The organism is Paenibacillus tritici, assembly GCF_018207515.1.
In the GTDB taxonomy this organism is placed as follows: Bacteria; Bacillota; Bacilli; order Paenibacillales; family Paenibacillaceae; genus Paenibacillus_AQ; species Paenibacillus_AQ tritici.
This window is the reverse complement of sequence record NZ_CP073365.1, coordinates 1,322,643-1,337,822: the sequence shown is the minus strand read 5'-3', so window position 1 is coordinate 1,337,822 and position 15,180 is coordinate 1,322,643. Positions and strand designations below refer to the sequence as shown.

Genomic DNA, 15,180 nt, shown 5'->3' with positions numbered 1-15,180 from the left:
CATTCAAGTCCACTATTTCAAGGTCGAGAGGTATTCCTCATAGGCTTTTTGACGGATTTGCAGGTTCTGCTCAAGACCGGAGCTATTGACGGAAGCAACATACGCGGCCCATTCCTTCTCGATATCTACCTTCGTTGTCAGCCAGTTGGCCCACTTCTGGTCGGTGATATTATTAATGTTCGCCTGATTCATAGCCAGGGTATTGGTGTCTTCCGTACTGTATTTCATGAAGTTCTGCGGATAGACATTCGTTTTCTGGTCCGCCTTATTCAGCAGCTCGTCATAGACGGCTTTTTCTTTGAGGACATTCTGCATATCCGAGCCGAGAGTCAGCTTGTCTTTCAGCGCATCGGCAATATACATCGGACCGTTGTCGGCGAATGAATTCGTCCATTTCCAGGAGCCCGGGTCAAGCGAAGCATCCGCCGGAGGAAGAACCTCATAGGTGCCATCCCCGTTGTCCTTCATACCCTTGTCCGTGTCATTCATCCCGCCAAACAATACCTGCAGGCTGACAACCGGCTCATAAAAAGCATCAATGAAACGGATCGCAGCTTCCTTGTTCTTGGAGCTGGCACTGACCGATACGGCATTGGAGCCGTAATTCTGATAGTAGTAATCATCGCTCCAGTACAGCTCATCTGTAGAGTCTGCATGGTGCTTAAGCTGCGGCAAAGTAATATACTGATCCTTCAGCTCGTTGCCGAAGCGGTCCCCCGTCTCCCAGCCCCAGGTAAATCCGACTTTGGCAGTAGCGCCGCTGCCCCGGGCAACGGACTGGAATTTGGAGTAATCCTGTGTGACGGCCTCTTTGTTGATCAGGTTCTGGCTGTACAGCTTCTGCAGGAATTGCATCAATGTCTTGAACCGCTCATCCACGTAGAAATTCTTAACCTGCGCCTCTTCCGTGAAATATCCGTCGCTTGCCCCGTTGGACAGAGGAAGCCCCAGGCTGCCCAGCAGCAGCTTCGGCGTGAAGTCCCAGCCTATCGGATTGAAGTCCATCGGAATCTCATCCGTCTTATCCCCGTTCTGATTCGGATCTCCGTCGCGGAAGGCAATCAGCACGGCTTCAAGCTCATCCCAGGTCGTAGGCACCTTAAGGCCCAGATTGTCCAGCCAGGTTTTATTAATGAACATGGAGGCCGTGGAGCCGGGCCAGATCCCCTTATATCGCGGAGTGCCATAGAGCTTACCGTCAATTTGTGTAGCAAGCGTTTTCAATTCCGGGTGCTCGCTGAACATCTTTTGGATATTGGGTGCACCTTGGTCGATCAGCGGACCTAAGTCCTCAAATAATCCGTTGAATTGGACGAAATCCGAATTGGACGTAGCATTAAACAGCAAATCCGGAATTTCACCGCTGGCAAAAAGAGCGCTTTTCTTCTGATCCCAGTCGGCGGAGATCTGCTGCCATTCGATGTCTACATTCGCCTTTTCCTCTAACTCCGTAAGCCATTTCATTTCCCCGACGTCTTTGGTAAGCGAGTGCTTCACAATAATGGCCTTCAGCTTCGTCTTCCCCTCCGGTGAGCTGTTGCCCGAATCCGGCCCATCCGAACTATTCTCCTTGCTGCTGCAACCCGCCAATGATAGTCCCGCCAGACAGCCTGCCAAAAGTAAGGCAAGAACACTCTTTTTTCTCATTTAATCTACCCCCTCAGATGGAATATAAGAATTAACAATTTATACATTTAATTCTTTCTTTATTAAGGTAAGCGTTATCATTATTATAATTTTTCTTCTTGCCCATGTCTCACCGTATATTACCTTTTAATCATCGTATTTTGACCTTTTTGGCAGAGAGAATGTGATATTACAAGGGTTCTACCGGCTTGAAGTAGGTGAAAATTGACACATAAGGGTTCTTGCGAGGAACAGGAATCACTTGTGCGCGGATGGAGAATAATAATTCCTGTTTATGTAGCTCTGACTGCAACCTTTTACCCCGTAATGCCATCTAAGAGTATACGAGGTGAGGCACAATGAAGAATAAATCTTTCCAGATGCGTACTGCAAAAATCACTCTGGCATGCAGCATTCTGGCGTCAACGGTAACTTTCGGAGCATCGGCTTCTGCCTTTTCGGACCTGAAGGGCCATGCTTCCGAATCCAAAATCAATGCCCTTCATCAAGAGGGCATCCTTAACGGAGTGACCAGCGATAAGTTCGCACCGAAATCCAAGCTGACTTATGCCCAAGGCCTGCAGTTCATTGTAAGCGGCCTGAAGCTCTCTCCGCAGAACACCTCCGGCAAGCAAGCCGGTGATTACTTCGACAAAGTGAAGAATACGGCCTGGTATGCCCCCGCATTCCTGACGGCCAAAGAGAGCGGCTTGCCGCTGGACAGGTCCATTGATCCTAACGCCGTCATGACCCGTATCCAGTTCGCACATTTGCTGCTTCAGACGCTCCAGAACAAAGGGGACTTCGCGTATACGGAGAGGTACGCAGAGATTTCGGACGGCGGCAAGCTATCCGCCGCGGAGATGAACAGCCTGCAGATCCTGGTCAACACCCGGCTGATCGCACTGGAGAAGAATAACACCTTCCGTCCGAATGAACCGGTTACCCGCGCGGAGGCTGCGGTATGGGTCTATGATGCCGCCAAATTCGCCAAGGAAGTGATTAACATGGATAACAGCAATACGGCTCCCGCTTACACCTACGAAGCCGCAGTGAAGCTGGACAAAGCCGCAACTGGTGTCAACAAAGCCACTGTGACTGTCTCCAATCTGCCGAACCCGGGGTACGGCCTGTTCATTGAACGGATTGAATTCGGCGCAGACCACACCGCAGTGATCTACTTCAGGGTGACTAAGCCTGCTCCCGGTTCTATGAATCCGCAGGTTATCTCGGCAGGTACCGCAGTCACTTATCTGCCGGAAGGCTACACAGCAGTAGCCCAACCCGTAGCAGGCCAGGAGACTTCGACCACTCCTCCAGTTAGATAAGTTGATATTTATATACAAACAGCGCACCGTCCGGACATCCGGCGGTGCGCTGTTTGCAGTTGGTTCTATTCACATGCTGCGGGAATCAGGGAGTCCACTGATCGTGGATAATGCCAACCAGCGCGTGGTCCTGGCCTATTTTCTCAAAAACCAGACGCAGGCTGCTCCAGTCCATCCCCTCTGCCGAAGGATCTACACCGGCAATGTGATATTCTACGAAATCATGGCTGTCTGCAGGGTATACCTCCCTCAGATTGTTGAGTGTCGTCCCTTGGCCCAGACCCTGGTTCAGCGCAATCTCAGCCTTGCTGGCGAAATCAGCATCGTACACAAAGTCTTTATAGTAGTCGGCAAAGGTTAGCTCAATGATCTCGCCAGTACCCGCGAACTCCCGCCATTCCCGCTTGCGGGTATCCTGCATCGCCTGTTCGAGCTCCTCCCTGCTAAGCACAACGTCCCGCTTCGTATCGACATAGGCGTAGGGGGAGAATCGTACTCCGCGCTCCGGGTGCACCCAGGCCGCCAGCGTCTCCATATTGCCGCTCTTCAGTGCCCGCATCACCGTTGCTGCCGCTTCCAATGCTGTAGGCGGGGTGCCTTCCTCCGGCGGTCCGGGATCTTCCGCTACCGGCGGTGCTTCCGTGGCCGCAGGACTTGGAGCAGCCGTTGATGAAGGTGCCGGGGAAGACGCGGTCTCCGCAGGTGCCAGCGTAGGGGCCTGAGTCTGCTCTGGAGCAGACGTAGCTTCCGGCGCCGTATTCTCTGCAGAACCGCAAGCGGCCAGAACCAGCGTTAGAGCCAGCAGTGCAGTAAAACCAATAGTTCTGGATGTATTCATGAACCTGCAATTCCTCCTTATGATGCTATTCTTATTCTATTTAGACGCTTGCCGGGCGGAGATAGTTGCAGGTTGATTGCTCCCTTACCCCAGCTCCGTATAATATCTGATCTCCTGCCGTCCCGTCTGGAACCCGACTGACTTATACAGAGACAAGGCCGATTCATTGTCCGTCAGTACGACAAGCTGCGCCTGCTCCAGCCCCTGCTCCTTCAGATACGACAGCGCGCGGCTCAGCAGAGCCTTGGCGATGCCCCGTCTTCTCCAGGGCTCACGGACAAATACATCTTCAATGATGCCGGTCTGTTCCTCCTGCCAGACCATCAGACTGCCGGCTACTTGGCCTGCATCCCTCACAACAATGGAGGTCCAGAGCGGATGCTCCTGGTATTCCAGCAGACGTTCCATACCCAGTGGTGTATCCGGCCAGATCTCAGCCTCCAGCTCCAGATAAGCCTCTCTCTGCTCCGGTGAATCCAGCGGAGCAAAAACCGCCTCCAACCCTGAATCGGGCTCCGCCGCCGCTATAGGTTCATTCAAGTCACGATGGAGCGTATACAAGCGGCTATACGGCAGGTAACCCAGATGCTTGTCAAAATAAGTATGGTAGCTCTCCTCCGCAGCATAATTCCCTGTACACAGAATTGTGCCATATTCCCTGGACAGCGTACCGCGCAGTTCATGTGCCCGTTTCAGCAGACGGGAGTAGAGGCCGTCCAGCAGTTCAAGATCCTTTTCCCGTCCGGGCAGCGTCTTCAGATTCATAAAAATCTTGTGTTTGCTCTCTGCCGCCCGTCCCGGAGGTACCACATTGAAGATCTGTAGCTGGCCTTTCGCCACCATCTTATCCCCCTCAAAGGCGCAGAACACATTCTCCCAGTTCTCCTCGTCCCCCACCCACCAGAACAGCACATCCTCCTGCGCCGACACCAGCGCGTACATCTCCCCAAGTGCCTCCATATCGCCCTGCTCAAACTGCCGGATCCTTCTGTTCACCATTTCCATCCCGCCACCTTGTCTCTAATTTCCCCCATCCTACCACTTCCAACGCTCATCCAGCTGATCCTAAACGACTATAGTTGTTTTCTACTGTTGCTCGTTTAACATAACCTTATATTGTTCCGTTCAGACTACTTTCCTGGGACATATCGGGAGCAACGTGGTGCACTTCTGCTCTTCGTTTGCTCGGTTGATCCGTATCCGGGGAATTCAGGTGCACTATTGCTCCTCAGTTGCTCAATTGGCTCGTAGCCGCTGCATTCTGGTGCACTATTGCTCTTCGTTTGCTCATTTGGCTCGTACCCGCTGCATTCTGGTGCACTATTGCTCTTCGTTTGCTCATTTGGCATGTGTCTGCTGAATTCAGGTGCACTATTGCTCCTCAGCTGCTCAATTGGCATGTGTCTCTGGCTTAGTCGGTGGTATTTATCCCTCTCATTTCCTCGTTCCGCTCACTTGCGGCGGGACCAGAGGGATTTATCCCTCTCATTTCCTCGTTCCGCCCACTTTCGGCAGGATCAGAGGGATTTATCCCTCTCATTTCCACATTCCGCCCACTTTCGGCTTGACCAGAGGGATTTATCCCTCTCATTTCCTCGTTCCGCCCACTTTCGGCGGGACCAGAGGGATTTATCCCTCTCATTTCCTCGTTCCGCCCACTTTCGGCGGGACCAGAGGGATTTATCCCTCTCATTTCCTCGTTCCGTCCACTTTCGGCGGGATCAGAGGGATTTATCCCTCTCATTTCCACATACTATCCACTTTCGGCGGGACCAGAGGGATTTATCCCTCTCATTTCCACATACCGTCCACTTTCGGCGGGACCAGAGGGATTTATCCCTCTCATTTTCCCATATCGCCTACTTTCGGCGGGATCAGAGGGATTTATCCCTTTCATTTCCTCGTTCCGCCCACTTTCGGCGGCATCAGAGGGATTTATCCCTTTCATTTCCCCGTACCGCCCACTTTCGGCGGGATTAGAGGGATTTATCCCTCTCATTTCCTCGTTCCGCCCACTTTCGGCTTGACCAGAGGGATTTATCCCTCTCATTTCCCCGTACCGCCTACTTTCGGCGGGATCAGAGGGTTTCTTGGGATATCTTAATTTCTTATACAACCAAAACGGCTGCGCTCCTAATGAAGGAAGCGCAGCCGGGGCTGCTGGTTGATTAGTTGGTTGGGCCCTAAAGTTTGTACTTATAGCTAGTGCTCTGGTTTATGCTTTGGTTTGTACTTGGTTTGTACTTGGTTTGTACTTGGTTTGTACTTGGTTTGTACTTGGTTTATGCTTTGGTTTGTAGTTTGTACTCTTGTTTGTACTTTGGATCATACTTTGGTTCGTGCTCTGGTTTTACTTGGTTCGTACTTGGTTTGTACTTCGGTTTGTACTTCGGTTTGCGCTCTGGCAGGTGCTCTTACTACACTCTGGTTCGTCCTCGAATTACTTCCCGCTGCCCGCGGCCTCACGAGGCTGGCGCATGGTCAGGCTGACGCGGCCTTTCTTCAGGTCAACGCCCATCACCCATACGGTGACATTGTCGCCAACGGAGACTACATCCATCGGGTGCTTCACGAAGCTGCCGCTGAGCTGGGAGATGTGGACCAGCCCGTCGTTCTTGATCCCGATATCGACAAAAGCGCCAAAGTCGATCACGTTGCGCACGGTTCCCTGCATCTCCATGCCGGGCACCAGGTCCTCGATCTTCAGCACATCCGTGCGGAAGATCGGCAGTGGCAGCTCCTCGCGCGGGTCGCGGCCCGGGCGCTGCAGGCTCTCCAGAATGTCGCGCAGCGTAGGTACGCCGACCTCCAGCTTCGCCGCCAGCTCTGCCGCATCCTGGGCACTCAGCTGTGCTGCAACCTCCTTGCTGCCAAGCTGCTTCACATCCAGCCCCAGCTCGCGGAACAACCGGTCCACCACCGGATAGGATTCCGGGTGGATCGGCGTGCGGTCCAGCGTATTGTCCCCTCCGGGGATACGCAGGAAGCCGATGCACTGCTCGTACGATTTCGCGCCCAGGCGCGGCACCTTCTGCAGTGCCTTGCGGGTAGAGAACTTGCCGTTCTCTTCGCGGAACTTCACAATATTCTTGGCGATCGTCGTATTCACTCCCGCCACATAGGACAGCAGGGAGGCCGAGGCGGTATTGACGTCGACACCGACGTGGTTAACCGCCGACTCCACGACGCCCTTCAAGCTCTCCTCCAGATGCTTCTGCGACACATCATGCTGGTACTGCCCGACACCGATGGCCTTCGGGTCAATCTTCACCAGCTCCGCGAGCGGGTCCTGCACGCGGCGGGCGATGGAGGCGGCGCTGCGCTCCGCCACATCCAGATCCGGGAACTCCTCCTGCGCCAGCTTGGAGGCCGAATACACGCTGGCCCCTGCCTCGTTGACGATCAGGTAGGCCAGCTCCGGGTTACCGACCTCGGCAATGACCTCGGCCGTGAACTGCTCCGTCTCCCGCGAGCCGGTGCCGTTGCCGATCACGATGAGCTGGATGCCATATTTGGCAATCAGCTCCTTGAACTTGGCCGCCGCCTCTTTCTTCTTGTTGTTCGGCGGCGTCGGATAAGTGACCGCTACCTCCAGCAGCTTGCCGGTATCATCCACTACGGCCAGCTTGCAGCCGGTGCGGTAGGCCGGGTCGACACCAAGTACATGTCGTCCCTTCACCGGCGGCTGCAGCAGCAGGCTGCGCAGATTTCCGGAGAAGATGGAAATCGCTTGCATCTCCCCCTTTTCCGTCATCTCCCCGCGTACCTCGCGCTCGACGGAAGGGGCTAACAGCCGTTTGTACGCATCCTCGGTCACCGCTTCGAGCAGCTCCTTGACCGGGGAAGGCCCCTTCACCAGCTTGCGGATAATGAATGCATGGATCTTGTCGGCCACAACCTCAATACCGACCTTCAGCACATTCTCCCGTTCCCCTCGGTTGATGGCGAGAATACGGTGCGGCGGCATTTTGTGCACAGGCTCCCGGTATGAATAATAATTCTCGTATACACTTTCCTGCTGCGCATCCTTGGCCTCGGAGACCAGAATCCCTTGGCTCGCCGTATACTGACGCACCCACGAACGGATTGCCGGATCATCGGCAATATTCTCGGCAATGATGTCCATCGCCCCTTGCAGCGCCAGCTCGGCACTATCTACACCTTTGTCTGCATCAATATACTTAGCCGCCTCTTCCAGCGGAACTCCCTGCCGGCGCTGCTCCATCACCCAATCCGCCAGCGGCTCCAGTCCCCGTTCCTTCGCCACACTCGCTCTTGTCTTACGCTTCTGCTTGAACGGGCGGTACAGATCCTCCACTTCCTGCAGCTTGACCGCTCTCATGATCTGCTCCTGCAGCTCCGGGGTCAGCTTGCCCTGCTCCTCAATACTGCGGATAACATCCTTCTTGCGGTCACCCAGATTGCGCAGATAGCCCAGCCGTTCTTCGATGTCACGCAGCGCGTTCTCATCCAGCTCCCCGGTCATTTCCTTGCGGTAGCGGGCGATGAACGGAATGGTATTGCCTTCATCCAGCAGCCCCACCGTAGTCCGCACCTGCTTCAGGCTGATGCTCAGTTCCTTCGCAATGGCTGCAAGTATCAATTCCTGCTCCTGACGGGCAGCAGCATCCTCCGCTGCCTTCCCCGCCTGATTCGTATCAACGCTCAAGTAGATCCCTCTTTCTATACACAGTCTGAGTTCATAGCTCTCTACTGAAATACTATCACAGTTTGCCGCCGGACCAAAGTCCGACACCACCAGGCAGGCATACAGAATTCCGCAGCAGGCAAGTGGACAAACGTATCTTAATTCGCCGATTTCTGAGAAATATGCTTGAACAAGTGGATAAACAACATCTGCTATAGAGCGTTTCCCCTATTTCGGCTGAAAAGAGATTATTAAATGCCTTTTATCCACTCGCTGTCCCAGCAGCGTTCAATCGTTCATCAGCAAGTGGAAGAAATCCAGCTATTTTCAACCCCTAAGTTCTAGAGTAAAGGGCTGGTACAACCCAGCCCCTCCTCATCAAACCGTACGTGAGGTTTTCCCTCATACGGCTTTCCGATGTTTGTCATTCATGGGCATGCAGATTACAATAGCGTTTTTAGTCCACACTTATTGACCATATACTTGACCTCCGGGAATGAACTCATCCATCTCCTCCGTTGTCTCTTCTTCGCATACCACCGCGTAAATCGCTGCAGGATATACCAATCCAGCTTGGCTAATCTCTTTTGGCTGTAGTTCGTGTAGTAATAATTTCTCCATCCCTGTATCTTTGGATTGAGCCATTCCACGTGTTCCACGAACGATTTCCAGCGCATGCCGGGCGGTGCTAATCGGTCTTTGACCACGCCTCGGATACGTTCCTCTGCCTTCTTCGTTAGCCACTGCTGGGTGGTATAGTACACCTTCCCTTGAGAAGTTTCTGCTTTCGTTTTTCGGTGGTGCATTCCTAAGAAGTCGAAGCCTTCGTCTCCTGTCCACAGACCTACAATGCGGGTTTTGGTCGGATGCAGCGTGAGTTCTAGACGTTCCATAATGGTGCGGATGAGTTCATACGCATGTTCTGCATCCTTTTTGGTTTTACAGACCACGACGAAGTCGTCTGCATACCTCGTCAGTTCTCCCAGTCCACTTCCGTGTTTTTCCCATAACCGGTCAAAGTAGTTCAAATAGATATTCGCCAGCAGTGGCGAGATGACACCACCTTGGGGTGTCCCTAGATCGGAGCGCCGTACCTTTCCTTCTTCCATTATTCCCGCATGAAGCCACTTCCGTATGAGCTTCAGAATCCGTCTGTCATTGATACGCATCTGTACCAATTTCATGAGTTTCTCTTGATTGATATGGTCGAAGTAACCTTGGATATCGACGTCGACTACCCAATTTCCTTTGCGGTTGCAGGCTTTCCGGATTCGCTCCAGCGCTCCTTTGGCACTTCGTTTTGGACGAAATCCGAAGGAGACTTCTTTAAAATCGGCTTCAAAGATGGGTTCAATCACCAGTTTGGTTGCCATTTGTAAGACACGGTCCCGTACGGTAGGGATGCCTAGCGGTCTTGGCTTCCCATCTTTCTTCGGGATATAGTGCCGCCGAACCGGCTGCGGATGGTAGCTGCCTTCTTTCAATTCTTGCTCACAGCTTTTGAGAAATCTCGTCACTCCTTGTTTCTCGATTTCAGCGAGCGTTACGGCATCCACTCCCGCAGCTCCCTTATTCGCTTTCACCCGTTTCCAGGCTTCGCATAGCACATCCCACCGGTAGACTTTGTCGTACAAGGCGTGGAATTTACGCTTGTTGTTCTCCTTGGCCGCATGACCTAGCTTTTCTTGGAGTTCTTGAACTTTTTCCTTGGGTGTCGTTAGCCGTTTGGCATTCACTCACTCGTACCTCCTCCAAAAGCGTAAACAAAGCAGGGCTCCTTCCCTCCCTAAGGTTATGTTGTCCTTAGGTTCTTCGGTACTACGAGCCCCTCGGACTCCCTTCCCACAGACGGTTCACTTCGTCTTCTGGACTTATAGAGCGCCTCTTTACGGGTTCCTAAAAAAAAAATTCCGTGTGGGGGAGGGTCTCCCCAGTTCACTGCATTATCTTTCAATCCATGCCGTTCCCTATACGCCGGAGGGTTCTTCACTGTTGTTCCAAGTTCTGCACAGCTTCCTTGGCCTTCGTCCATAATAGCGGGACTCGGCTCCCTCTGTTCCCCTTTGCAGGGCCTTTTTGACGACGCGGCAGGATTCACTTGATGTTGCGGCCTGAATTGTTGCTCGCCCGGTCTCTGACCAGTACTTTTGTCGATGCGCTTTTACACACAGATTTCGCCATGTGCAAGCATCCTAGCTACAAAGGTAGCTTGGTCCCTCCTTTGGTTGGACTTTCACCAACTAGATAATGCGTGCCTCTGGGCACGCCTATACAAAATACGGCTACGCCGCCCCCTCCGGGATGACATAGCCGTATTCTTATTTTATAGGAATTTTTATCTTATTGGCATGTAAAGTGGTCCGAATCCCTCTCCCAATGTTACCGTACCACCGGAATCCCCTTGCTTCTTCTCCGTCTTCCATAGCTCACTGACAACAGGAAGCTGAGGAACATGACCAGCGCAGCCGCCGCATAAGGGAAATTGAGATTCATATCGAACAGGATGCCCGCCACAATCGGTCCGGCAATGTTGCCAAGGCTGGTGTACGCGGAATTCATTCCCATCACAAGGCCCTGCTGCGTCTCGTCCGCCATCTTGGACAGCTGTGTCCCGACAGCCGGGCGAAGGATATCCATGGCGAGGAACACAACAAAGGTCACAGATACAATCGCCACGAAGCCATGCACGAACAGCGTCAACAGGATCGACAGGCCCGAGACCAGCAGACAGGCGGAAATGACCCGGCTCTCCCCGAACTTGTTCAGAATCCAGCTGAATGCGGTAACCTGTACCACAGCCCCGGCAATCGAGCCAAACGTCAGGACAAACGCAATATCCTTGGGCGTGAACCCGAATTTATGATCCACAAACAGTCCGAATACCGTTTCATAGTTAGCCAGCCCGAAAGACAGTACGAATACAATAATAAGTCCGAAAAAGTAAGGCTCACGATAAGAGCGTACAAGCTGGAGAATTAGATTATCCTTATTCCCCTTCTGGTCTCTGGCTTCTTCACGCAGCTCCGCCGAACGCGATTCCGGCAGGACGATTAACGTAATGACGGCCACGATCCCGGCAGCACCCGCAGCAACGAAGAAGGGAACACGGATGCCCAGCTCGGCCAGATAGCCGCCGATTCCCGGCCCGATGATGAAGCCGGTGGTAATCGCCGCATTGATGAAGCCCATTCCTTTGGCCCGCTCCTCTGAGGAGGTGGTGTCCGCCACATAAGCCATAACAGCAGGCATAATCATCGCTGCACCGATACCGCCAAGCATTCTCGAGACGAACAGCACCCATGATGCGTTAGCCAGACCGAACAGAAGCTCCGAGAACGCAAACACCACCAGACCGCCGACAATGATTTTTTTGCGGCCCATTTTGTCCGAGAGTCTTCCGGCGAAGGGCGAGACCAGCAGCTGAGTCAGCGAGAATGCGGCCACCAGCAGCCCGACCATACTCCCGCCGATACCCAGCTCGTTCATATAGGTAGGCATAATAGGGACAACCAGACCGATCCCCGTGAACGCCAAAAAGATATTCAGCATGAGAAGCAGCATCGCTCCCCGGTTCCTTAACAGTAATGACATTGTGATTCCCTCCGAATTTCCTAGGTTCATCTATCTATATCTATCTGTATCTGTTGGTTAACGTTCCCCGGCGCGTATCCCCTGCAGCAGGATCTGAACGGCTGCACGGTAGTATGCCCTGATCTCCTCCGGGGTATTGGCGATGGTTGTAATCTCATTGACCCGGCCGATTCCTTCCAGCATCCCGCTGAGTGTGATTACACAGCTCTCCAGATTTATGTTGTTCAGGTACCCGGAATCCATTCCCTCCTGCAGCAGCTCACGGCAGACCCGTGCAACCAACTCATAGATCTGCGAGAGACGCTGGCGGATATCGTCCGGAAGTGTGCGGGATCTGGCGTATTCCTCCAGTGCGTGAATCAGCGGATTCTGAAAATCATTCGCATAATGATCCCCCAGCGCGAACAGGCGGGCTTCCGTTCCGCTGAGCTTGCTCTTCAGCTCCTCCCACTCACAGATCCATTTCTGTGTATCCTCTTCCACCACATGCAGGAACAACTCATCCTTACTGGGAAAATGGTGATATAAACTGCCCTTGCTGACCTTCGCAGCCAGGCAGACCTCATTCATGCTTACTGCTCCGTAGCCCTTTTGCGCGAATAGACTGGAAGCATTGTGCAGAATACGGCTTTTGGTTTCTTCTCCATCTGAACGTCCTCTGATCATTACCCCTCCTCTAGACCGACCGATCGGTCCAATTATATCACGCAGATATAACCTTACACAACCCCGGCTGAAATATACCTAGCAGCACCCGTAACAGATGGTTATCCATCAGCCTATCTATCACTTTACGTATATCCATACACGCAAGTGGAAACGGCATTGCCGTCCTTTTTAAAGGACGGTACCGTTTCAGCGAGAAAGATAAGGATAATTATAGCGCGAAGCATATAAATTCTTATCTTTTTAAATAACCCCACAAAGTGGGGCTTTGCTTCGATGTTTACTCAGGTACTTTGCGGGGGCCCCAAAATATATAAATTCTTATCTTATTAAAAAAGGCAGCACCGGGATTCATCCGGCCTGCCTTTTGTTACGATTATTGATGTTCGATCCAATCCCCGGAGGGTTCAGAAATCAATCAGCCCCAGGCTGATTTGCAGCGAATCATCCACCAGCTTCATGGTCTCATCGTCCAGGTGGGTGATCTTATCGGTCAAGCGTTGTTTGTCAATTGTCCGAACCTGCTCCAGCAAGATCACGGAATCCCGGTCAAAGCCATGTGCAGCCGCATCAATCTCTACATGCGTCGGCAGTTTGGCCTTCTGGATCTGGGCAGTGATAGCTGCCACAATCACAGTCGGGCTGAAGCGATTGCCAATATCGTTCTGAATGACCAGTACCGGCCTTACTCCACCTTGCTCAGAACCTACAACCGGTGAAAGGTCGGCAAAAAAAACGTCGCCGCGTTTAACAATCAATATTTACACCCCGCTTACTAAGCGGCCAAGAGTACTGTCTGCATCTTCCTCCGCGAGAAAGGCCTCGCATGCCATGGTCAAATTAATCTTAGCCATTTCCATATAGCCACGCTGCATGGACTCACGGATGGTACGTTTCCTCCGGTCGCTCAGATACAGCTTCATGGCCTGCCTGATCAATTCACTACGGTTAGAGTTCTCCAATTGAACGATCCCATCTACTTCCTGCAAGAGATGATCGGGCAAGCTGATCATGATTCTTTTGGTGTTCTGCAAATTGGCCACCTTCTCTTCCACCCCCACAAACCTTCTGCCCTTGTGTTCCAGTGTTACAATATACAAGGAATTTTATACAAGGAATATATGCCGCCAGTATATCAAGTATGCTGCATCCCATTATAAACTAGAAATGGCGGTTCGTATAGACTATAAGTCACATGCTCTATACGGTACGTTCCTTATATTCCAATTCCTGTACTGGGTAATCTGGTCAGGGGCTTAAGCCTGCAGCAAGGGATTCACAAGATGAGGCGGTGTACCGCTGCGTACATATACGCGCGGTACCCGGTGAGCCAGCATACAGATAACTTCGTAGTGAATCGTCCCTAAATGGAGCGCCAGTTCATCTGCCGTGATCGACTCGGTGCCCTGGCGGCCGATGAGTACAACCTCTTCGCCTGCTTGGATTTGTTCCGCTTCTGCAGCGAAAGATTTGAGTGATACCATACACTGGTCCATGCAGATGGTTCCGACGACAGGAACGCGGCGTCCGCGTATAAGCACCTCCGCTTTGCCTGTTAGCATGCGGGAATATCCGTCAGCGTACCCCACGGGGAGCGTAGCGATGATCTCATCGTCTGCCGTGAAGTACCGGGTGCCGTAGCTGATGCCTGAATCAGGCGGCAGGGTCTTGATATAGACAGCCTGCGTCTTCAGCGTCATTACCGGGTGTAGAGCCACCAGCTCACGGTTCACCTCAGCCGAGGGGTAGAATCCGTACAAGCTTATGCCTACACGCACCATGTTAATGGATAGGAGAGGTGTATCAATGGCCGTAGCGCTATTGCCCGTATGTATGATCGGGATCTTAATGTCCATGTCCCGAAGCGCTTCCACCACGTTCATGAATCGTCGGTACTGCATGAGTGTATAGCTTTTGACATGTTCGTCTGCTCTGGCAAAATGGGTAAACATGCCCTCCAGCTCCGCCTGTGCTACAGAATGCACTTCAGCGATGAATGCAGGTGCATCCGCCGGCAATAATCCCAGCCTGCCCATTCCGCTGTCAATCTTGATGTGTACCTTCAGCCGGTGCTCCGGGTCTACAGGAAGCGCTCTAACCGCCTCCAGTACCTCCGGTGTGAACAGTGTAACGGTAACATTGTTCTTCCAGGCAACGGCTATTCCTTCCGGCGAGGTGTAGCCCAGCACCAGAATAGGAAGTAGTATTCCCGCCTGACGCAGCTCCAATGCCTCATCCAAAAAGGCAACACTGACATAATCCGCTCCAAGCCGCTGGAGCTCCCGCGTTACTTCCACGGCTCCGTGTCCATACGCATTTCCTTTGACGCATCCCATGAACTTGGTCTCCTGCGGCAATGCCGCGCGGAAAGCCTCGTAATTGGCACGCAAGTCATCCAGGTTAATCTCGGCTGCTGTCGGCCGATAGCTTGCCCCCACTTCAGGTCACCTTCTTACATTGTAGTAAAACATCTCTGCTTTTTT

11 protein-coding genes are annotated in these 15,180 nt (G+C 52.7%); 1 reads left to right on the top strand and 10 read right to left on the bottom strand.

Features of this window, described 5'->3' with window-relative positions:
- Nucleotides 1-12: 12 nt before the first annotated feature.
- Complete coding sequence (locus KDC22_RS05665) at nucleotides 13-1,647, bottom strand: type 2 periplasmic-binding domain-containing protein (protein ID WP_211722345.1); 1,635 nt, start codon at nucleotides 1,645-1,647, stop codon at nucleotides 13-15.
- Nucleotides 1,648-1,985: 338 nt separating this feature from the next.
- Here KDC22_RS05665 and KDC22_RS05660 point away from each other — a divergent pair, with 338 nt between their 5' ends.
- Nucleotides 1,986-2,954, top strand: coding sequence for an S-layer homology domain-containing protein (locus tag KDC22_RS05660; protein WP_211722344.1), 969 nt, complete (start codon nucleotides 1,986-1,988; stop codon nucleotides 2,952-2,954).
- A gap of 85 nt (nucleotides 2,955-3,039) precedes the next feature.
- Here the strand turns inward: KDC22_RS05660 and KDC22_RS05655 are convergent, their stop codons facing one another.
- From KDC22_RS05655 to alr, 9 genes are all read right to left on the bottom strand, one after another.
- Nucleotides 3,040-3,792, bottom strand: coding sequence for a hypothetical protein (locus KDC22_RS05655; protein WP_211722343.1), 753 nt, complete (start codon nucleotides 3,790-3,792; stop codon nucleotides 3,040-3,042).
- Between the two features lie 84 nt (nucleotides 3,793-3,876).
- Nucleotides 3,877-4,791, bottom strand: a complete 915-nt coding sequence (locus KDC22_RS05650; RefSeq protein ID WP_211722342.1) for a GNAT family N-acetyltransferase — start codon at nucleotides 4,789-4,791, stop codon at nucleotides 3,877-3,879.
- Nucleotides 4,792-6,232: 1,441 nt separating this feature from the next.
- Nucleotides 6,233-8,461: a Tex family protein gene (locus KDC22_RS05645; protein ID WP_425516997.1), complete on the bottom strand. Its 2,229-nt coding sequence runs from the start codon at nucleotides 8,459-8,461 to the stop codon at nucleotides 6,233-6,235.
- 422 nt (nucleotides 8,462-8,883) lie between these two features.
- Nucleotides 8,884-10,176 (bottom strand): group II intron reverse transcriptase/maturase, encoded by a 1,293-nt coding sequence (ltrA, locus tag KDC22_RS05640; RefSeq protein ID WP_211720874.1) that lies wholly within the window; start codon nucleotides 10,174-10,176, stop codon nucleotides 8,884-8,886.
- Nucleotides 10,177-10,819: 643 nt separating this feature from the next.
- Nucleotides 10,820-12,031: an MFS transporter gene (locus KDC22_RS05635; protein WP_173136417.1), complete on the bottom strand. Its 1,212-nt coding sequence runs from the start codon at nucleotides 12,029-12,031 to the stop codon at nucleotides 10,820-10,822.
- 57 nt (nucleotides 12,032-12,088) lie between these two features.
- On the bottom strand, nucleotides 12,089-12,697 hold the full coding sequence (locus tag KDC22_RS05630) for a TetR/AcrR family transcriptional regulator (RefSeq protein ID WP_211722341.1): 609 nt from the start codon (nucleotides 12,695-12,697) through the stop codon (nucleotides 12,089-12,091).
- A 407-nt stretch (nucleotides 12,698-13,104) separates the two neighbouring features.
- Nucleotides 13,105-13,455, bottom strand: a complete 351-nt coding sequence (locus KDC22_RS05625; RefSeq protein WP_019913013.1) for a type II toxin-antitoxin system PemK/MazF family toxin — start codon at nucleotides 13,453-13,455, stop codon at nucleotides 13,105-13,107.
- Nucleotides 13,456-13,458: 3 nt separating this feature from the next.
- Nucleotides 13,459-13,740, bottom strand: coding sequence for a CopG family ribbon-helix-helix protein (locus KDC22_RS05620; RefSeq protein ID WP_036697455.1), 282 nt, complete (start codon nucleotides 13,738-13,740; stop codon nucleotides 13,459-13,461).
- Nucleotides 13,741-13,953: 213 nt separating this feature from the next.
- The gene (alr, locus tag KDC22_RS05615; protein WP_211722340.1) at nucleotides 13,954-15,135 is read right to left on the bottom strand and encodes an alanine racemase; all 1,182 of its coding nucleotides are present in this window, start codon (nucleotides 15,133-15,135) and stop codon (nucleotides 13,954-13,956) included.
- Between the last annotated feature and the right edge of the window lie 45 nt (nucleotides 15,136-15,180).

What these genes read in the sequence shown, in the direction of transcription:
- KDC22_RS05665 (WP_211722345.1), bottom strand. Translation starts at nt 1,647, where the DNA reads ATGAGAAAAAAGAGTGTTCTTGCCTTACTTTTGGCAGGCTGTCTGGCG.
- KDC22_RS05660 (WP_211722344.1), top strand. Translation starts at nt 1,986, where the DNA reads ATGAAGAATAAATCTTTCCAGATGCGTACTGCAAAAATCACTCTGGCA.
- KDC22_RS05655 (WP_211722343.1), bottom strand. Translation starts at nt 3,792, where the DNA reads ATGAATACATCCAGAACTATTGGTTTTACTGCACTGCTGGCTCTAACG.
- KDC22_RS05650 (WP_211722342.1), bottom strand. Translation starts at nt 4,791, where the DNA reads ATGGTGAACAGAAGGATCCGGCAGTTTGAGCAGGGCGATATGGAGGCA.
- KDC22_RS05635 (WP_173136417.1), bottom strand. Translation starts at nt 12,031, where the DNA reads ATGTCATTACTGTTAAGGAACCGGGGAGCGATGCTGCTTCTCATGCTG.
- KDC22_RS05630 (WP_211722341.1), bottom strand. Translation starts at nt 12,697, where the DNA reads ATGATCAGAGGACGTTCAGATGGAGAAGAAACCAAAAGCCGTATTCTG.